Origin of the sequence: Rhodococcus sp. NPDC056506 (assembly GCF_042794945.1) — a bacterium.
Classification (GTDB): Bacteria; Actinomycetota; Actinomycetes; order Mycobacteriales; family Mycobacteriaceae; genus Rhodococcus_F.
Genome location: NZ_JBHTSW010000001.1, coordinates 138,298 through 156,457, shown reverse-complemented (window position 1 = coordinate 156,457; position 18,160 = coordinate 138,298). Strand labels below are relative to the sequence as shown.

Here is an 18,160-nt window from a genome sequence, read left to right as displayed (position 1 = left end):
CGAAAAATTAGGTCTTCTTTAGTTTGGGAACGCTTACCACAATAAGGTCAGACTGGGATGACAGGGCCTCTGACCTGCACTATCTTGGAATTCATGACTTCTGGGGAGACTCACATGACCAAATTCCACGCACTACTCCGAGACCAGATTCGCAACGAGTTCAACGCTTCGCATCAGTACATCGCGACAGCGGTTTACTTCGACAATGCGGATCTGCCACAGCTGGCAAAGCACTTCTACAAGCAGGCTGTGGAAGAGCGTAACCACGCCATGATGATCGTTCAGTATTTCCTCGATCGCGACATCAACGTCGAACTCACCGGCGTCGACGCTGCGAAGGCCGACTTCAAGGATGCCCGCGAGCCCATCGCCCTCGCGCTGACGCAGGAGAAGACGGTCACCGAGCAGATCGTCCAGCTCGCGAGCACTGCCCGCGAAGAAGGCGACTACCTCGGTGAGCAGTTCATGCAGTGGTTCCTCAAGGAGCAGGTCGAGGAAGTGGCAAGCATGACAACACTTCTCACCATCGCGGATCGCGCAGGCGCCAACCTGTTCGACCTCGAAGACTTCGTTTCCCGTGAGATGAGCACCGTCGGTGACACCACCGGTGCGCCGAACGCAGCAGGCGGAACCATCTAGCCTGCAGCACTCACAGATTTTGCCCTCGAGCCGAACGGTTCGCTTCCTGCCAGCAGGATCGAACTGATCAGCTCGGGGGCATCTGTCATCGGTACGTGCCCCAGACCGGGCAGAACCATCAACTTTGCCTGCGGGAACGGCTTTTTCACGCGCTGCGCCTGATACACGGGCAGGATGAGATCGCGTCGGCCCCACGCAACCGTCACCGGCACAGTGGGATCCACGATGGGCGGCAACACGAAGTCCATCTCGAGACCGAGGTCGACGAGTTCGTTGGACACGAGCGAACGGCAGTCGGCCAACGCCGCCGCATACCCGACATGACTCGGATGAGCGAAGAACGCGGCGAGCGCCGGATAGCGAATCAGCTTGTACCGCAATGCGCGTGGCAATCCGTCGCCCATGAGCTTGGCCGTGCCGCGCAGTGCACGGAACGTGTTGATCGCTCGCACCTGATCGAGGTGATTGACAAAGAACCCGGCCGGCGAAAGAGCTGTCGCCGACGCGACGTCTCCGCGCGCCGCCAGCGAGAGTGCAATCCAGCCGCCGAGCGAGTTTCCGGCGACGTGGGCGCGCTCCCCTGCCGGAGTTACTTCCTTGACGAACTCACTGACATCGTCGATCAGCTGTCCCATGACGTCAGGACCGAGTTCGGGCAGCAGTGACTCTCCGTGACCCGGCAGGTCGACGGTGACGACGCGGCGGTACGGCGTCAGCTGGTCCAAAAGCGAATCCCACGCCTGCCGTCGATGGACGATTCCATGGACGAGCACAAGCGTGGGACCACTACCGGAGATGTCATGCGACAAGGTCATGTCGCCAACATTAACCGTAACTTTGCGTAACGCCTATAGTTATGGCGAAAAAATCAGCGCAGCGTGACCTGACGACCACGAAGTCCGTCGCGCGAGCGAAGCTCGGCCGAGGTGAGCGGAGCATCGACGGCCAGAGCCTCGGCAAGACGCTCACCGAGCTCGACGGTTGCCGCAACCCACTCGTTTGCATGCTTTTCGCGGTCGAGGTCGAAGACGGGAACCAACAGGCCGTGGGTGCGGAACGAGCCCGCGTAACGCGAGCCCTCACCCAGGTGCAGTCCACCGGTCGCGTGCACGCGCGCCAGCGCGAGCATCAGGTCGTCTTCGCTCTCGGGACGAACCCAACGCAGGTGCGCCTTCTCGCCGGCGTCTACCCACCACGCGGCAACGAGGCCGTCGCCTTCGAGGCGTGCAGAGGGCATGATCGCCGAGTTGGCGTGCTGCACGGTGGCGGCAACCTCGGGATCGGTTTCGACGCCTTCCGGAATCCACCAGTTGAAGTTCTGGTGCACGGTGATGTCGAGCAGCGCCGACGGATCGACGACAGCGGTGACCGCGGGGGTCTCGGAATCGGGGTTCGCGGCAGAAAGCGCGTCGCCGGGGGCCGCGTCCTTGATCCAGTTCACCGAAGCGGCGAGGTCTGCGCCGAGGTCGGCCGAGTGCGCCTGAACCTGGACACCGACAAATCCGGTGGCCGTCTCGCCCTCGTCGCGGACGAGTGCGGCAACAGCGCCGGGGAGGACCGTCGCCAACGTGACGGGACGGTCGGAGCCGATGACCGGCAACGGAGCCGTGGCGGACGGAACGAATTCACGCAGCGCGACCAGATCGCACTCGGCGGCAAGGCCCTCGAACGGGCGGCTGACTACGCCGGCAGCGGCTTCACGCTCTGCTTGGCGTGCCGCCAGCTTCTCTGCGCGTGCGCTGCCCTGCTTCGGTCCACTGTTTCTTTTGCTCTTCTTGGCCACGAGGGCAAAATCTACACGCTGCCCAGCCATTGCTTCGTGCGCCCGGGATGGTTGGTGGCAACCCAACTGACCCCGAGCTCACGACACAGGTCCACATCCGCCTTGTCGTCGACGGTCCAGCAGTACGTCGCGCGACCCGCAGCGGCGGCCCGATCGACCAGATCGGGATGTTCGCGCAGCGCCTTGATCGACGGCCCGATCGCCGTAGCGCCCACCGCCGTCGACGCACCGCCGCCGAGGTACCGCGACGCGTCACCGAGCAGGACCGTCGGCAGCAGCGGTGCCGAACGGCGCACTCGCCACACCGCACTCGCCGAGAAAGACATGACAACAGCGCGCGAATGATCGGCCGACGGCGGTGACGCGATCCCGAAGCGGTGCAGTTCCGCCAGGAGTTTGGCTTCGACCAGGCCGCCGAAGCGCACGGGGTGCTTGGTCTCGATGAACAGCTTCACCGGGCGCGCAAAATCCAGGGCGAGGGTGATGAGATCGGCGAGAGTCAGCAGTTCGGCCGGTTCGCTCGTCGACCCGTAGTCCAGAGCGTTCAGCGAATCGAGAGTCATCTCGCTGACGATCCCCGTCCCGCTCGAGGTGCGGTCGACCTTGCGATCGTGAACGCAGACCAGGTGTCCGTCGCGGGTGAGCCGAACGTCGCATTCGAGCCCGTCCGCACCCTCTTCGAGAGCTAGTTCGTAGGCGGCGAGCGTGTGCTCCGGCCGCGCAGCCGACGCACCTCGGTGCGCAACGACGAGTGGACCTCGACGATCTGGGCTCACAGGGCTGCGGTCTCTTTCTCTTCCAACACCGTCTTCTTTTCCAACACCGAGCGTGGCACCGGCACCCACCGGGTTTCCGATTCGGGCTCGCCGCGCCAACTCTTGCGCTCGATCCGTCGGATCACGATGAGCGTCAACGCGGCGGTGACGGCAGCGATCAGCGCTATGAATGCGTTCAGCAGAACCCCGTCCGCCATGGCCTGAATCCCCGGGCGTGATCGCCAGTACGCATTGACCACCAGCAGCAGAGCGCTGAATCCCCAGAAGCCCCACCAGATCTTGACCAGCAGGGTTCCGCGCGGATCACGGCGAACGAGCTCGAGGAGATAGACGGCCGGCATCACCAGGTTGAGGATCGGCACAGCGCAGCCGACGACCACTTCCGAGGCGGTACGCGGATCGGATTCCCGGGCGCGTGCGAAGTGTTCACGACGCCGACGAAGCAGCCAGCACACGGCGGCTACAGCAGCGAAGACGGAGACCAGCAGTCCACCCAACTGGGTGAAGTACACGGCGGCGTCGGAGACCGTGAGCAACGGCTGCGGGATCAGCGTGGTGCGGTTGCGGACCAGGATCGCGTATCTGCACAGTTCGGCGAACACCGCCAGTCCGTAGAGGATCGTCGCGAGCGTCAGCAACGGCTCGACTCGATCGGCCATCCGGTCCGCACGCGAGGGCGGTACCGGTGAGGTGTCTACGACGTCCTGGAGTCCCCACTGCGGGACAGCGTCGTAGCGCGGAGTGGAGAAGCTACGACGCACTGGTGCGTCCCCCACGCCTCGTGGGTCGGACGGTGAGCGCGCGATCCAGCGGAAGCCTCGACGGTTGGGCGGTTGGTAGATCTCGGTCCGGGTGGGGATGAGGAGAACGCCGCTGCAGCGCGGGCACCACTGCGTCGGGCCGCCGACTCCATTGCGCTGCGTCGGGCCGCCGACTACGGGCCAACGCGCGGCGCACCGGGCGCAGACCTGAACGACACTCACAACTTCGATTCTGTCACGCCGTATCGGTAACGGCAGCAAATGGATTCACTCCCGATTTGTGATCGAACCTCCACCGCCTTCACCTGCATTGTTCGAATAATGTGACCTCCGCCACTTAAAAACTCGAGTTATCCACAGTTTCCACAGGTTCATCCACAGTTCTGGATGAATGAATCGGGCTTTATCCACAGGTCACGGGCAAGACCCTGAGAATTTGCTGACAGGTGTTAGCGAACGATGCACAGGCTCGAGGATGAATTTGACACCGCAGGTCAGTGAACTTTCGGGCGTCGGCGTCATTTATCCCGGCAAAGTTCACAATCCATTCAGAAATTGTGCCCGAAAAGACAGAAAAGACCGTTATCCCCTTTTTCGCCGAAGGCCGGTTTTGACACACCTGGAAGCATGACCGTCGATGACTTCTCCGTCGACGACTTCTCCACAGGCCGAGCCAACTCTGACGTTCACCGCGAAACGGGTCATGCAGCTCGCGTTCGTATTGATCGGATGTCAGCTCGTCATTCGCGCCTGGGTTGCCGCGAGTAACTACTTCTACTGGGACGACCTCATCCTCATGGGCCGGGGCGCGCGCTTCTCGCTCTTCTCGAGCGAACTCCTGCTCTACGATCACGACGGTCACTTCATGCCCGCGGCCTTCTTCTTCACCGGGTTGATCGCACGCATCGCACCGTACAACTGGGCACTGTCGGCGACACTGCTCGTCATCGGTCAGGCCGTGGCGTCCTTGGCGCTTCTCCGCACTCTTCGGTTGGTCCTCGGCTGGCGACCGGCGCTGTTGATTCCGCTGATCCTGTATCTGTTCGTCCCGCTGACACTTCCGGCGTTCTCGTGGTGGGCGGCCGCGCTCAATGCCTTGCCGCTACAGACCGCACTTGCCTGGGCGTGCGGGGACGCGATCAAGCTGTACCGCACCGGGCATGTGCGCTACGTGTTCTCGGGCACCGCAGTTTTTGTCGTCTCCCTACTGTTCTTCGAGAAAGCAGTGCTCGTTCCGTTCGTGGCACTCGCTTTTCTGGTGCTGTACTTGGGCACGCAAGGCGAAGGAACGCCGATCCGGAGTGCGATCACGAAGTGCCGACTCCTGTGGGCGGCCTGCGCCGCTGTCCTCGCGATCTGGATTCCGGTGTACCTGACCACCGTCGAGTCCCCGGTCACCGGCTACGGCCGTTCCATGTCCACCGAACTGCTGCATCACGGCACGTCCTTGGGGATGCTTCCCACTCTTATCGGCGGCCCCTGGCACTGGGAGCGGTGGATCCCCAGCCCCGCGTGGGCCGATCCGCCGACGGTATTGGTGGTCGCGGCCTGGGCCACACTGCTGACGACGGTCGTGATGACAGTGCGTGCCAGACGCGGCGCCGCCTGGATCTGGGCCGCCGCGGCGCTGTACTTCCTGGCCTCCGTCGTGGCGATGACCGCGACCCGATCCGACGCCGACACCACCTACGAATTGGCGCAGACCTTGCGCTACTACACGGATTCGGCGACGGTGTTCGCACTCGCCGCCGCCCTGATTCTCGCCTCACCTCGGCGACGTCCGGCCCGCATGCCCGTCGCAGTCGCCGCCGGGCTCTCAGCGCTCTTCGTTGTCAGTTCGCTCGTCTCGACTGTCACGTTCGTCGACATCTGGCGCGAGAACCCGACTCGCGACTACCTCGCCAACGCACGAATGTCGTTGTCCCAGAATCAGGATGCTCCGCTGCTCGAGCAACCCGTCGCGATCGCGGTACTTCTTCCCGTCGCCTTTCCGAACAATTTGGCAAGCAATGTTCTCGCGCCTCTGTCTGATCGACCCGAATTCTCTTCCAGCACTCCGATTCTGCGCACGATCGACGACAGCGGAAAGATTGTCGATGCCGAAGTGACCTGGACGAGAAGGATTCCCGAAGGAACGGCACCGAACTGCGGCACCCGCTCCGAAGGCCCCATCGAACTCCCCCTCGACGGCCCCCTGGCCGGTTGGGAATGGACGGTTCAGCTCAACTACCTCGCGAGCACCGACGGAACGATCGACGTCGCGTTGGAGTCCGGCGACGCCGTATCAGTACCCGTGACGCAAGGTTTGCACTCAGCGTTCGTACGCCTGGTCGGCCACGGAAACAGTGTGAAAATCACGCCGACAACGCCGGGACTGACCCTGTGTTTCGGCGGTGGACAAGTCGGTGCCGTCGTCCCGACCTCCGCAAAATAGTGGCAGAGTAGAAGTCATGGAGCTGCGTATATTCACCGAACCCCAGCAGGGCGCTACCTACGAACAACTACTGACTGTTGCCCAGACCGCCGAAAAACTCGGCTACGGCGCATTGTTCCGCTCGGACCACTATCTCGCCATGAATACCGACGGCCTTCCCGGACCTACCGACGCGTGGATCACGCTCGCCGGTATCGCCCGCGAAACGTCCACCATCCGCCTCGGCACCCTCGTGACGTCGGCTACGTTCCGTCACGCCGGCCCGCTGGCCATCTCGGTCGCGCAGGTCGATCAGATGAGTGGTGGCCGCGTGGACCTCGGCATCGGTGCCGGTTGGTACGAGGAAGAGCACCAGGCGTACGGGATCCCGTTCCCCGCGCTCAAGGATCGCTTCGAACTGCTCGAGGAAACTCTCGACGTCGTGACCGGTCTGTGGCGTACGCCGGTCGGCGACACGTTCGACTACGACGGTAAGCACGTGCAGATCAAGAACTCTCCCGCGCTTCCCAAGCCGCATCAGGTCGACGGTCCGCCGATCCTGATCGGTGGCACGGGCAAGAAGAAGACTCCGGCACTCGCCGCTCGGTTCGCGAACGAGTTCAACATCCCGTTCAAGTCCCTCGAAGAAACGAAGGACATCTTTGCGCGCGTTCGTCAGGCTTGCGTCGACATCGAGCGGGATCCGAACGAATTGGTGTACTCCAACGCTCTCGTCCTTTGCTGCGGCCGCGACGAGGCAGAGGTCAAGAAGCGCGCCGAGGCCATCGGACGAGACGTGGACGAATTGCGTGAGAACGGTCTGGCCGGAACACCTTCGGAACTGGTCGACAAGATCGGAACATTCGCCGAAGCCGGTTCACAGCGTGTGTACCTGCAGACTCTCGATCTCGCCGATCTGGATCATCTCGAACTCGTCGCAAGCGAGGTCATGCCCCAACTGCAGTGAGATACGGGCCGGGATCTACAGCGCGTTCGCGTCGAGGAATGCGCGTAGGTCCCGGTCCCACTGGGCCGAGCGCGAACGGTCGAGAAACACCCGCACCAGCATGAACGCGATGACCAGCAAGGACATCACGCTGAACCAGGTGAAAACCCCGGTCACAACGGCTGCGACGTCGGCAGCGCTCTGAGTGATCGGGGCTACGGACTTGTCACCTTGATCGTTGACGTAGATGTCGACCTCGGTACCGGCAGGCGTCGCTGAGTCGACAGTGATGTCGCTCGTGTGAACCTCACCGTTCCAGTTCCACTGTGCGCTGGCCATTTCCGTCGTCGGCGCAATGTAATCGGCGTTGGAGACGGTGGTTTGCTTCGAATCCGCCGTTGTCGTCGCCGAAATGCTGTGCAGTTCCGAGGATTGTTTGGCGATCAGTGCGTTCTGGCTCGAAGCCGTCGCGGCGCCGGCCCACACTGCGAGTGGCAGCAGCAGAATTGCGAAAATGATCAGACCGAAGGACATGAACCCTTCGATCCGATCACTGCGGCGAACCATCGGATCGTGGCCTACGTGAATGGTGCGTCGAAGCAGCGACGCAGTTCCTCGCGTACTACCTGACATTGTGAACTCAGTTCTCTCGACGACACACTGTTACTTCGAGATTCCCTTTGTTTCGATCTAGTTGCAAGTGTTAACGAGCTGAATCACATGTGTCCTCCAACACCTGTTCCAGTTATTCGCTCGGCGGAAGGATATCCGTCTGCGCCGGAACCTGATCCTGACGGAGTAATCCCACCGGGCAACTGACGCCGGTGGCATGCACCGGGCAGTAACCGCCGGGATTCTTCGCCAAATACTGCTGGTGGTAATCCTCCGCATAGAAGAAGTCGCGCAGCGGACCGATTTCGGTGGTGATCGCGCCGTATCCCGCTTCGGCAAGCCTTTCGCCGAAAGCGACGGCCGACGCGTGAGCGATTTCTTCCTGCTGCGCGGACGTCGTGAAGATCGCCGAACGGTACTGCGAGCCCTGGTCGTTGCCCTGACGCATCCCCTGCGTCGGATCGTGGTTCTCCCAGAAGTGCGCCAGGATCTGCTCGTAGGAGATCACCGCGGGGTCGAAGACCACCAGCACTACTTCGGTGTGCCCCGTGCGTCCGGAGCACGTCTCTTCGTATGTCGGATTGGGAGTGAAGCCGCCGGCATAACCCGCAGCGGTCGTGTACACACCGGGAAGCTGCCAGAACTCCTTCTCGGCGCCCCAGAAACAACCCATACCTACGACGACGGTCTGCATTTCGGCCGGAAACGGCGGCGTCAACGGATGTCCGTTGACGTAGTGCGCGGTAGGTACCGGCATTTTCTGCTCTCGCCCGGGGAGGGCGTCCTCAGGCGCGATCAGCGTGGATTTTGCGGACGCTCGTCCCAGAATGTCGTCGTACCAGCTCATGCTTCGATGCTACGCGCGAGCGGCTGTTTCGCCACGCCGTGACCGCGCGGGCACCGGGCAGCTCCACCCAGCGGTAGCCGACTTCTGATACCGCAGCCGTGACCAGAAGGAACAGTGCGAAGGCCAGCGTCGGTCCCACGTACATCACGGTGTTCTCGACGACGCGGTACAGGATCAGGGTGTGCACGAGATAGATGACGTAACTGCGCGTCGAGAGCCACTTCACGACCGACCAGCGCGTTGGGACGCCGTCGTAGCGGCCGATGAGGACAACCGCTGCGGCGACTACCGAGATAGTCCACAGGTAGTGCTCGCCGGCCCAGTACACGCGGAACTGGGTCGCCACGATGATGACGTGCATCTGCATGAGGACGGCCGCGATCAGCCAGCGGCCGGGAGCGAGCTTCGCCCACGCGAGGTACATGATCTGGCCGAGGAAGACGGCCGGCAGCGTCGCGGCGATCTTGGACAGCATCGGCACGGTGTACGGCAGCGGCGCGTAGACGTTGTAGAGCAGAACCAGTGAGCACAGCGCACCACCGGCGAGCGGCATGACGATCGGACGCAGCCGCAGTATCGGACGAGCGGCGACGCACGCGAGATAGAAGAGGAATTGGACGGTGAGCGTCCAGGTCACTCCGAGAACTGCCACCTCGGGCTTGAGAAAGAATCCGCCGAGAAAAAAGCTCATCAACGCTTCGGTATCGGAAATACCTTCCTGACCGCTGAACATTCCGTTGATTCCGAGGCGGACCAGAAGAATGGCAATCGCGGTTGCCACCCAGAATGCGGGCAGCAGTCGACTGAATCGGTTGGTCAAGAACTTTCCGGGACCATCGCGAATCGCGGACCGCGTCACCAATGCGCCGGTAAGCATCATGAATACTGCGACTCCGACAAAAGAGAGGTGCTGGTTGAGTTCGGCCGGCTCGATCAAAACGCCGTAGACGACGTCGATCACCCACCAACCCGAGCCGAGATCGTCGATGACGTAAAAAGAGATGTGGGAGTAGATCACGGCGGCAACCGCCAGGGCTCGCAGCAGGTCAGCGCCCGGAAGATTCACCCGAGGCGCGGCCGCCTCTGGTGATTCCGGGAGGAAAACTGGTGCGGGCATCGCGCAAGTTTAAGGTTCCGTTCACCTTTACGACGAATTTGCGCATATTAGCTTACCCTTAGATCAGGGTAAGTTTGGTTGCCCAAACTTTATTTTTTGGTGATTACTACCTGAGCCGGACTGTTGCGGACGGTGTACGAATGTTATTGGGTGGAAACCCGAAGAATGATTTGCACATACGCGAGTGACGTCACGCCGTGACCGGTGATCGACGCACTCTAAAGCACCAGGGCTCACCAGCCCGCAAAGAAGGGACCCTCGTGTCTGTTTACACGCTGCCGGAACTCCCCTACGACTACGCAGCCCTCGAGCCGCACATCTCGGGCAAGATCATGGAGCTGCATCACGACAAGCACCACGCGGCTTACGTTGCCGGTGCCAACGCTGCACTCGAGAAGCTGGCCGAAGCTCGTGAGAACGACACCATCGCAGCGCAGGCCAACTTGCTCGAGAAGAACCTGGCGTTCCACCTCGGTGGCCACACCAACCACACCGTTTTCTGGAACAACCTCAGCGCTGACGGTGGCGACAAGCCCGAAGGCGAACTCGCCGCAGCGATCGACGACAACTTCGGTTCGTTCGATCTCTTCCGCGCTCATTTCTCCGCGAACGCCAACGCCATCCAGGGCTCCGGCTGGTCCATCCTCGCGTGGGACTCGATCGGACAGCGTCTGATCATCGTCCAGCTCTACGATCAGCAGGGCAACATCTCCATCGGCCTCACGCCGCTGCTGCTCCTCGACATGTGGGAGCACGCCTTCTACCTCGACTACCAGAACGTCAAGGGCGACTACGTCAAGGCATTCTGGAACATCGTCAACTGGAACGACGTCTCGGCTCGCTTCGACCGTGCACGTACCCAGACCGCAGGTCTGATCGTCTAATCACGCTCTTCTCGCGAACGGCGGCGCCTCACCAGGGGCGCCGCCGTTCGTGTCAGCAGAGCACCACCGAGCAGGACCGTCGTCGCTCCGAAGACCAATGCCAGTGTGCGAGTTCCGGAGTCACCGCTGCTCGCGGTGGTCTGATTGACGGCCACCGGATCCGACAGCACCGAGGTCAGCTGAACCTGCTGCGGAGTGGTCATCGCGGGAATGCCGGATTTTGCGCCGTCGAGGCCCGTGACCAATGACTTGGCGATCCCTTGCAGCGTCGTGAATCCCTGGGTGATCTGGTCGGTCACGTCACCGAGCATCTGCGGCGCCTGATCGGCGATGGGGATGAGTCCGTCGTTCAATTGTCCGGCAGCACTGCTCAGTTGATCGCTCGCCCCTTGCAGCTGCCCGACGGCGGTGCGGACCAGATCACCGAGCTCCGTATCGGGTCCGACCGAACCACCCAACAGCGCCGGAACGGTGCCCAATTGCGCATTCAGCGCACCGAGATCCGAACTCACACCGGCCAGTTGCGCTGTCACGTCAGGCGGGATCGGAAGGCCGTTCAACGCGGTCTGCAACGTGTCGATTCGTGTCTTCAATTCCGCGGTCGAGGACGACGCCTCCCCCAACGTCAAGCCCAGCGAATCAGCGCGCGTGGCCAACTCTTCCGCCGATCCCGATGCCTGATCGACAACACCGGATACCTGTTCCGCCACGCTCATCAACTCCAACGCCCCGGATCGTGCGGTCTCGAGATACGGCAGCAGTGTGCCGGCGCCTGCCTTCACCTGATCGATGGACTTTCCGGCCTCGTTGGTTCCGGCGACCAGAATCTGTGCGGTGGTGAGGTTTTGATCTATCGATCGCCTGGCGGCCGACGTCTGAGCCAGCAGGCCCTTGATTCCGTCGGCGCCGACCTGCGCGGAGACCGCCCGAGTCAGTTCGGTCGACCTCTCCGAATCCGAGCCCTTCACCGCCAGCTCGACACTCGCCTGGCGGGGATCCGTGCCGAACATCGACGCAACGGATTCACTGAAGTCTTCCGGCACCGTCAACGTCGCGAAGTAGTTGCCGCCGGGGTTGTCGACCACCTGGAAGTCGAAGTCTTCATTCTTGCCCAGAGTGTCCACCAGCGTGTCACCCGCTCGAAGTTCCTTGCCGTCGAGAGTGGTTCCGGCGTCTGCGTTCACGATCGCGACGGTGCGCGAATTGTCAGCACCGCCGCCCGCGAAAATCACGAAGCCGATCCCCGCGACCGCAGCGGCGACTATCGCCGCTACACCACCCACCGCCAGCCGTCGACCGAGGCGTGACGGCTGGCGGTGGGTGTTCTCGGTGGTGTTCTCGGCGCTCATGGGCGAGACGATAAAGCAACAACTTGTAGAAACGCTGAGAAGTACTAGTGTGCGGGCGTGGCCGGCTTTTCTGGCTCCTCGGGTTTCTCCTTCGGCATGTCCCGAGGCCCGCTGATCAGGATGTCGGCCCAGCGTGTGGCTGGGTCGATGTCGAGCAGGACGGCCTTCACCAACAACGAAAGCGGGATCGCCAGCAACGCTCCGAGCGCCCCGAGTACCCACGACCAGAAGACAAGTGAAAGGAACGTCATCGTCACCGACAGTCCGACGGCGTCGCCGACGAACTTGGGTTGGATGATGGACTGGATCACGAAGTTGATGACGGAGTAGACGACGATCACCCAGAGCATCAGCCAGGGTCCGCCCTGCAAGAGCCCGAGAAGTGCCGGCGGGATGACGCCGATGACAAACCCGATGTTGGGGATGTAGTTGGTGATGAAGGACAGCAGCGCCCACAGAACGGGTAGCTGAATGCCCATCAGCCACAGCGCGCCACCGTCGAGCACCGCCACGATGAGGCCGAATACCGTCGAGACCACCAGATACTTGCGAGTCCCTGCGGCAAAAGTGGAGAGCGCGTAGGAGATTTCGGGACGCTGCTCGGCCAGCACGTGCAACCGCGAGCGGATACTCATGCCGTCGAAGGCCATGAACAGCAACAGCGCAAGGATGAACACCAGATCCGACAGAATGCCGAGCAGACCCTCCAGCCCGCTTTCGAGTACACCCACTACCTTCGTGAGATCGATACTGCTGAGCGTGCTTTGGATCTGTTCGGTGCTCACTCCGAAGTCGGCCAACTTGTCGCGGCCCTCGTTGAGGAGGTTGGTCATCTCCTCGGAATACTGGGGCAAGATCGTCGCCAACTGCGCCGTCGACACGATCAACGAGGCAGCGAGCCCGAGCAGAATCAGATAAACGGTGACAAGCGAGCCCAACATTCCGACCCACTTGGGCCACCCTCGTCGCTGCGACCAATCCTGAATGGGCTGAACGGCAATCGTCAGCACCAGTGCGAGGAAGACCGGTCCGAGGATGCCGCCGAACACTTTCATTCCGCCGACGGCAACCACGGTGGCCGCGATACCGAGAAGGACGATCAAACCGCGAGGGATCGACCAGTTCTCACTACCGGACAGCGTGGGGATCGGAGCGGGAGCCGCGACGGCCGGCTTTCCCTTCTTAGAGAACACCGACTTCCTTTGCCCGGCTCCTGATCTGGAATGCTCCCACGATCATGAAGAGGCCGAACAAGATTGCGTACCAACCCAACAACCAGATGAGGCTGATGATGCCTTCGCCGGGCGCGACGAGAAGAATGATGCCGAAGATGACAGCGAGTACCGAGGCTGCGAGCAACCATCCCCAACTGGATCCGGGCAGCGCCTTCATCTTGAAGGCGCCGACGATCCCGAAGATTCCGAACATGATGGCGTAGAAGGCAATGATGTACAGCAGCACCAGCGCAGTGATGCCTGGCCAGACCAGGGCGACCACACCGGCTCCCACCGAAACGACGCCGGTGAACACCCACCATCCCCAAGAACTCAGGTGCTCGCGGTCCCGGACGGCTCGAACGATCGTGATCAAGCCGTCGGCAATGGAGTAGATACCGAACAGGAAGACCAAGGCCACCACGGTAATTCCCGGCCACACCAGTGCGATGATTCCGAAGATCACACCGAAGATTCCGCGGATCAGGATCATCCACCAGATCTCTTTGCCGTACTGCACGAACGGATTCTGCGTGACCACCAGTAGCCTCCGAAGCAAGCGGGTGTCTCTGACCGATTCAACAGCTCTTCAAACAGGGCAATACCGACAGATCGTATGGCTATCGAGACCTTTCCGCCCATCGAAACGCGCGGCTGATACCGAGTTGTGCTCTTCGGGTACGAAGCGAGAGGACCTTCAGCCTGCTTCCCGAATACCCGGCGCAGTCCACGATCCCGACAGCACTGCCGCCTTCGGCCAGTACAGGCGCAGAAAGACGTTGAAGTCACCGGACGGAGCCGGCAGCCAGTTCCGCTCCTTCTCACCACCAGGGGATTCGTGCTGGAGATAGATGTCGAGGGAACCGTCGTCGGCAAACACCAGATCGCTTCGATCACCGATCGCGTATCGGTCGATCGGGTTGTCCACGAAGAACTGCCGCTCGTTCATCATCGTGAGCGACCAGAAGCCCTCGACCGGCGGCAGTTCGTCCTTCTCGAAATGAAGTACGTACTTCTTCTCGCCGGTCAGAGGCTTCCCGTCGACGTCCGTCGTGGCGTGCGGGTACACGGCATCAGCGTCGAGGTTGGCCCCGAAACCGAGCCAGACGATCAAAGCTCGCTGAGCGTAATGAGTTCCGTAATGCCCCAAGCCGCGGTGCATCGTCCAGCCGTTCTTCGGACTACCCTCGGCCTCTTTGGCGATCTCGCTCAGCACGTCCATTCCGGTTCGTGCTGCTCGGTCGAGGGCATCACGCACCTCTTGCGGACGCGACTTCCAGGGCAGCGAGGAGCCGATTCCGATGTCGGACAGCTGTTTCATCATCTCGGTATCGTCCGGGCGGGGAGGATTGTCGTCGAGAAGTGCGTCGAGTGTGGTGAAGAAGGCCTCGCCGTCCATGGCGGCCACCTGGTCCACCGGCGGCGTCCGGGTGTCGACGGCAGGGTTCACCGGCACTTCGCCGGGCGTGTAGTCCTGCGGATCACCCGTCCACTCCGACAGCGGTGTCAGTCGCGTCCGGTCCTGCAGGCTGTGCACTTCAGCCAGGTCCGTTCCCCCCGACGTCGCATAGCGGGCGACTATCCAGTTCATCGCCGTCGGAGAACGCAGCAGCGTCAAACCCTTGGGCACGTTGCCTTTCCAATTCGGCCCGGCCACCAGATACGGACCCCCGGTGCGTCCCACAGTCCGAGATCCCGGCACCGTGAACACGTCGCTCCACGCGTCGAGGATAGGCACCAGCCAGTACCGCGTGCCGAAGTCCGGCAATGAGAGCACCTGCGGTTCCGTCGAGACGTCCAGCCACCCCGACGAGTAGAGAGTGTCCGCGTTGGGTGAGACGACATCGGTGAAGGTCGCGTCGGGCGTTGTACGCGCATAAGCGAACTGGTTGAGCGGGGCTTTCATCGCCACCGGGGCCGGCACCGCCGTCATGACGTCACGCGATACCGCCGCAATCAACAGTGGATATCCGAAGATCCACGCCTGCGTTGCCAGGTCTTCCAGCCGAGAACGGTTCTTCGACAGAGTCATGCCTGCGCATACCACCGCCCTCACCAGCGCAAACCTGGCTGGCACTCTCCCCGTCTTGTGTGCCAGTACCGAATGGGTGCATATTTCGATTACCCAACGAGGTGTGCCGGACCGACGCATGCGCGTCCGCCCGAGATTTGCCCCAGCACCGAGGGAGGAACAGAAATGAACAGAAACGAAGCAATAGGCATTTCTCCGTTCCAAGCCGCCGGATCTTTGCAGGGGTTTGTCATTTCCGGGCGTTGGCCGGACACCACCCAGGAGTGGGCGCAGCTTCTCGCCTTGGCTGTCCGAGTGGCCTCGATGCCGGGTTTGTTGCCGACGACGACGGTCTTCGGCGTTCGTGAGGACGTTCCCGAGGACCCCCAGCCGGGCACTGTCGGTCTGGTGGTTGCCGAAGGTCCGGTGCTGGGCGATTTTGCCCTGACACCCGGCCGTTTCTCCGATCACCAGCCACCGGCCCTGATCATGCTGCACCCGCCGTCGGAAACCACGTCCAGCCTGCCGGAATGCGAGGGCAGCGCGTCAGGGTGCGTACTACTGCCCGGTCTTCCCTACCTGGGTTTGGAGCATCGTGCGGCCTGGGTCGAGGCAGAGCCGGACGGCACAGTCGTCTCCATGATCAGCCGTGTCGGCATCGATCCGATCAGCGATCCCGACACCGCTGTTTTGGCCATGCTCCTCGCCTCGTGACGGCCCCGGTAAGCGATAAGTTCGGACTCCCAAACTTGCTGCGCGCTTTGCCAATTCGTTTCGACCGCGCTAACGTGGGTAGCAACGAAGGGGAGTAGCCCCCAATCGCCTGTGTCGACATACTGGTTCGACGCGCTCCGTCATGTGCGGATCGCGAAGCACCCGGCCTGGCGAACCGAAGGTCCTGTGGCCTCGGTGGGCGAGACCTTCGGCCGGACAAGCGCACCCGCTGCGCCTGCCCAGGCCGGAGGCTCGCATTTTTCCTCCGACCTACACCGACCGGAGGAGTAAATCTTGCTTGCCGCAATACTTTTGAGTTTCGGCGTCATCTTCGTCGCGGAACTCGGCGACAAGTCGCAACTGATGGCAATGACGTTTGCCTTGCGCTATCGCTGGTGGGTCGTTCTCGGCGGAATCACCGTCGCCACCACCCTTGTTCACCTGGTCTCGGTCGCCGTCGGCCACTACGTCGGCGTCGCACTTCCGACTGCGGCAATATCGATCGTCGGCGGTATCGCGTTCCTGATCTTCGGCCTCTGGACGCTGCGCGGTGACGATCTCACCGACGACGAGCAGAACAAGGCCGGTCGCGTCACGCGGTCCGCCTTCATCGCCGTCGCGTCGGCGTTCTTCCTGGCCGAACTCGGCGACAAGACCATGCTCGCCACCATCACGCTCGCCACCGACAACGACTGGATCGGCATCTGGATCGGATCGACTGTCGGCATGGTGGCGGCAGACGCTCTGGCCATCATCGTCGGCTCGGTACTGGGCAAGCACCTTCCGGAGGGATTCATCAAGATCGGTGCCGCGGTGCTGTTCTTCGTCTTCGGTGTCTGGCTGCTGCTCGAGGGCATCTTCCCGGACTCGTCGGCCGGCGTCATCGGCGGCGGAGTTGTACTCGCAGTGTCCGTGGTGGGTGCGCTGGCCCGGATGATCTGGAAGCGCACCCACCCGAAGCCGACGTCAGAGCTTGGCTCTGATCTCCTCGGCGATCGGTTGGAACTGCTCGAGGAACGTCAAGGCCCAACCGAATGAGGCGACACCCTCGTAGTCGAACGAGTACACCTGATCGTTCTTGACGGCGCGCAGACGCTGGAAGATGGTGTCGCCAGCCAACTTCTCGTCGATAGGCCCCTTGCCACTGTTGGTGATGATGACGTCGGCCTCGTCGAGTAGCTCCAACTGCTCCTTCGGGAACCACTCGTTGCTGCCGGCAGGAATTGCGAGCGAGCGGTCGTTGAACTGGAACCCGGCCTCGCTGATCACCGTCGTCTGATACTTCGTGGGCGAATACAGTGAGAAGCCACTCTCCTCGAAGTACGTGGTGTAGACGACCTTCACCTTGCTCAACACATCAGCGTTGTCGCTGCGGAACTTGGCGATCCGCGCCTCGTACCGGTCTGCCAACTCTTGAACCTTCGCGCTTTGGTTGAGCGCGTCCGCGACCCCAAGGGCGCGATCCTTCCACGCGTACTGCCCGTCTTCGGCAAAAACCGCGGTCGGTGCGATCGACCGGATCTGCTCGTAAAGATCCGGGTTGTTCTCCGACAGCAGGTTGGTCATCACGATCAAGTCGGGAGACAAAGCCGCTATCGCCTCGGCGTTGGGCTCGTACCAGCGTCCCACCTTCGGGAGAGACCGAAGAGCAGACGCATAGGGTTCCGGGACGCCGTCGGCGTTCTCGTAGTCCACCGGCAGTCCGACGGGTGTGAATCCGGCGTCGAACATCGCGGGGCCCGTGTAGTAATCGGCGCTGACCACCCGTTGCGGGTTGGCGGGCACTTCCACCTGCCCGAGAGCGGTATTGATGGTGCGCATCGACCCTTCGGCAGACTCACTGGTGCTGGTTCCGCAGGCCGTGAGCAATCCGATTCCGGCCAACGCGCCGGCTCCGAGAAAACCGCGACGGGTAAGCGCGGCCGTAATGCGTGCGAACTCTGCGTCTGTGTCGAGAGTCGGCAAGAGAAGTGATGTCATGGGCTTCCTGACGGTCAATCGAATTAGGGTCGCCTAAAATTACTCTCACCTGCGCCGTTGCGGTGAAGTTTGTTGGCCAAGAGGTGTCTCTTTCACGCCAGAACTCAACTGGTA

At 62.0% G+C, this 18,160-nt stretch carries 18 protein-coding genes; 6 read left to right on the top strand and 12 right to left on the bottom strand.

The features are described from left to right. The first annotated feature begins 93 nt into the window (after nucleotides 1-93). Entirely contained in the window at nucleotides 94-639 is a 546-nt protein-coding gene (locus ACFQ6H_RS00710; RefSeq protein ID WP_024487904.1) for a ferritin, read from the top strand. Here ACFQ6H_RS00710 and ACFQ6H_RS00705 read toward each other — a convergent pair. The 4 genes from ACFQ6H_RS00705 to ACFQ6H_RS00690 are packed head-to-tail and all read right to left on the bottom strand — an operon-like array spanning nucleotide 636 to nucleotide 4,181. Next, complete coding sequence (locus tag ACFQ6H_RS00705) at nucleotides 636-1,454, bottom strand: alpha/beta fold hydrolase (RefSeq protein WP_003944129.1); 819 nt, start codon at nucleotides 1,452-1,454, stop codon at nucleotides 636-638. The two genes, ACFQ6H_RS00710 and ACFQ6H_RS00705, sit on opposite strands and share 4 nt — an antisense overlap. Before the next feature lie 53 nt (nucleotides 1,455-1,507). Continuing rightward, a complete protein-coding gene (locus ACFQ6H_RS00700) occupies nucleotides 1,508-2,422 on the bottom strand; it encodes a DUF5926 family protein (protein ID WP_003944127.1) in 915 nt (304 codons plus the stop codon). 11 nt (nucleotides 2,423-2,433) lie between these two features. Beyond that, the gene (locus ACFQ6H_RS00695) at nucleotides 2,434-3,198 is read right to left on the bottom strand and encodes a glycerophosphodiester phosphodiesterase (RefSeq protein ID WP_378445512.1); all 765 of its coding nucleotides are present in this window, start codon (nucleotides 3,196-3,198) and stop codon (nucleotides 2,434-2,436) included. Next, nucleotides 3,195-4,181: a DUF4328 domain-containing protein gene (locus ACFQ6H_RS00690; RefSeq protein ID WP_378642718.1), complete on the bottom strand. Its 987-nt coding sequence runs from the start codon at nucleotides 4,179-4,181 to the stop codon at nucleotides 3,195-3,197. Before ACFQ6H_RS00690 ends, ACFQ6H_RS00695 begins: the two co-directional genes overlap by 4 nt. A gap of 415 nt (nucleotides 4,182-4,596) precedes the next feature. Between ACFQ6H_RS00690 and ACFQ6H_RS00685 the strand changes: the two genes are divergently transcribed. Both ACFQ6H_RS00685 and ACFQ6H_RS00680 read left to right on the top strand, forming a co-directional pair. Continuing rightward, nucleotides 4,597-6,393, top strand: coding sequence for a hypothetical protein (locus tag ACFQ6H_RS00685; RefSeq protein ID WP_378642714.1), 1,797 nt, complete (start codon nucleotides 4,597-4,599; stop codon nucleotides 6,391-6,393). A 16-nt stretch (nucleotides 6,394-6,409) separates the two neighbouring features. Continuing rightward, nucleotides 6,410-7,339 carry an LLM class F420-dependent oxidoreductase gene (locus ACFQ6H_RS00680; protein WP_378642709.1) on the top strand — a complete coding sequence of 310 codons (930 nt, stop codon included), beginning with the start codon at nucleotides 6,410-6,412 and terminating at the stop codon, nucleotides 7,337-7,339. Between the two features lie 15 nt (nucleotides 7,340-7,354). Here ACFQ6H_RS00680 and ACFQ6H_RS00675 read toward each other — a convergent pair whose 3' ends face one another. The 3 genes from ACFQ6H_RS00675 to ACFQ6H_RS00665 form a co-directional block, all read right to left on the bottom strand. Beyond that, entirely contained in the window at nucleotides 7,355-7,951 is a 597-nt protein-coding gene (locus ACFQ6H_RS00675) for a hypothetical protein (RefSeq protein WP_378536462.1), read from the bottom strand. Nucleotides 7,952-8,063: 112 nt separating this feature from the next. Then, the gene (gene msrA, locus ACFQ6H_RS00670) at nucleotides 8,064-8,777 is read right to left on the bottom strand and encodes a peptide-methionine (S)-S-oxide reductase MsrA (protein ID WP_378536460.1); all 714 of its coding nucleotides are present in this window, start codon (nucleotides 8,775-8,777) and stop codon (nucleotides 8,064-8,066) included. Then, nucleotides 8,716-9,894, bottom strand: coding sequence for an acyltransferase family protein (locus ACFQ6H_RS00665; RefSeq protein WP_378540884.1), 1,179 nt, complete (start codon nucleotides 9,892-9,894; stop codon nucleotides 8,716-8,718). The genes msrA and ACFQ6H_RS00665 overlap by 62 nt, the downstream gene beginning before the upstream one ends. 260 nt (nucleotides 9,895-10,154) lie before the next feature. Between ACFQ6H_RS00665 and ACFQ6H_RS00660 the strand changes: the two genes are divergently transcribed. After that, nucleotides 10,155-10,778, top strand: a complete 624-nt coding sequence (locus tag ACFQ6H_RS00660; protein ID WP_003944189.1) for a superoxide dismutase — start codon at nucleotides 10,155-10,157, stop codon at nucleotides 10,776-10,778. On the opposite strand, the gene ACFQ6H_RS00655 is transcribed toward ACFQ6H_RS00660, so the two are convergent. The 4 genes from ACFQ6H_RS00655 to ACFQ6H_RS00640 all read right to left on the bottom strand — a co-directional run bounded on the left by ACFQ6H_RS00655 (nucleotide 10,775) and on the right by ACFQ6H_RS00640 (nucleotide 15,373). After that, a complete protein-coding gene (locus tag ACFQ6H_RS00655) occupies nucleotides 10,775-12,127 on the bottom strand; it encodes a hypothetical protein (protein ID WP_378642705.1) in 1,353 nt (450 codons plus the stop codon). The two genes, ACFQ6H_RS00660 and ACFQ6H_RS00655, sit on opposite strands and share 4 nt — an antisense overlap. A 44-nt stretch (nucleotides 12,128-12,171) precedes the next feature. Further along, on the bottom strand, nucleotides 12,172-13,320 hold the full coding sequence (locus tag ACFQ6H_RS00650; protein WP_378642700.1) for an AI-2E family transporter: 1,149 nt from the start codon (nucleotides 13,318-13,320) through the stop codon (nucleotides 12,172-12,174). Then, nucleotides 13,310-13,882 (bottom strand): HdeD family acid-resistance protein, encoded by a 573-nt coding sequence (locus ACFQ6H_RS00645; protein WP_378642695.1) that lies wholly within the window; start codon nucleotides 13,880-13,882, stop codon nucleotides 13,310-13,312. The genes ACFQ6H_RS00650 and ACFQ6H_RS00645 overlap by 11 nt, the downstream gene beginning before the upstream one ends. Before the next feature lie 156 nt (nucleotides 13,883-14,038). Continuing rightward, nucleotides 14,039-15,373: a DUF1254 domain-containing protein gene (locus ACFQ6H_RS00640; RefSeq protein WP_378642691.1), complete on the bottom strand. Its 1,335-nt coding sequence runs from the start codon at nucleotides 15,371-15,373 to the stop codon at nucleotides 14,039-14,041. Between the two features lie 165 nt (nucleotides 15,374-15,538). Between ACFQ6H_RS00640 and ACFQ6H_RS00635 the strand changes: the two genes are divergently transcribed. Then, nucleotides 15,539-16,066 (top strand): peptidase, encoded by a 528-nt coding sequence (locus ACFQ6H_RS00635; protein ID WP_230816072.1) that lies wholly within the window; start codon nucleotides 15,539-15,541, stop codon nucleotides 16,064-16,066. Nucleotides 16,067-16,360: 294 nt separating this feature from the next. Next, nucleotides 16,361-17,104 (top strand): TMEM165/GDT1 family protein, encoded by a 744-nt coding sequence (locus tag ACFQ6H_RS00630; RefSeq protein ID WP_378536450.1) that lies wholly within the window; start codon nucleotides 16,361-16,363, stop codon nucleotides 17,102-17,104. Here ACFQ6H_RS00630 and ACFQ6H_RS00625 read toward each other — a convergent pair. Continuing rightward, nucleotides 17,033-18,046 (bottom strand): ABC transporter substrate-binding protein, encoded by a 1,014-nt coding sequence (locus tag ACFQ6H_RS00625; protein WP_378642686.1) that lies wholly within the window; start codon nucleotides 18,044-18,046, stop codon nucleotides 17,033-17,035. The two genes, ACFQ6H_RS00630 and ACFQ6H_RS00625, sit on opposite strands and share 72 nt — an antisense overlap. Nucleotides 18,047-18,160: the final 114 nt, after the last annotated feature.

What these genes read in the sequence shown, in the direction of transcription:
- ACFQ6H_RS00665 (WP_378540884.1), bottom strand. Translation starts at nt 9,894, where the DNA reads ATGCCCGCACCAGTTTTCCTCCCGGAATCACCAGAGGCGGCCGCGCCT.
- ACFQ6H_RS00710 (WP_024487904.1), top strand. Translation starts at nt 94, where the DNA reads ATGACTTCTGGGGAGACTCACATGACCAAATTCCACGCACTACTCCGA.
- ACFQ6H_RS00640 (WP_378642691.1), bottom strand. Translation starts at nt 15,373, where the DNA reads ATGACTCTGTCGAAGAACCGTTCTCGGCTGGAAGACCTGGCAACGCAG.
- ACFQ6H_RS00635 (WP_230816072.1), top strand. Translation starts at nt 15,539, where the DNA reads ATGAACAGAAACGAAGCAATAGGCATTTCTCCGTTCCAAGCCGCCGGA.
- ACFQ6H_RS00655 (WP_378642705.1), bottom strand. Translation starts at nt 12,127, where the DNA reads ATGAGCGCCGAGAACACCACCGAGAACACCCACCGCCAGCCGTCACGC.
- ACFQ6H_RS00685 (WP_378642714.1), top strand. Translation starts at nt 4,597, where the DNA reads ATGACTTCTCCGTCGACGACTTCTCCACAGGCCGAGCCAACTCTGACG.
- ACFQ6H_RS00680 (WP_378642709.1), top strand. Translation starts at nt 6,410, where the DNA reads ATGGAGCTGCGTATATTCACCGAACCCCAGCAGGGCGCTACCTACGAA.
- ACFQ6H_RS00705 (WP_003944129.1), bottom strand. Translation starts at nt 1,454, where the DNA reads ATGACCTTGTCGCATGACATCTCCGGTAGTGGTCCCACGCTTGTGCTC.
- ACFQ6H_RS00625 (WP_378642686.1), bottom strand. Translation starts at nt 18,046, where the DNA reads ATGACATCACTTCTCTTGCCGACTCTCGACACAGACGCAGAGTTCGCA.
- msrA (WP_378536460.1), bottom strand. Translation starts at nt 8,777, where the DNA reads ATGAGCTGGTACGACGACATTCTGGGACGAGCGTCCGCAAAATCCACG.
- ACFQ6H_RS00675 (WP_378536462.1), bottom strand. Translation starts at nt 7,951, where the DNA reads ATGTCAGGTAGTACGCGAGGAACTGCGTCGCTGCTTCGACGCACCATT.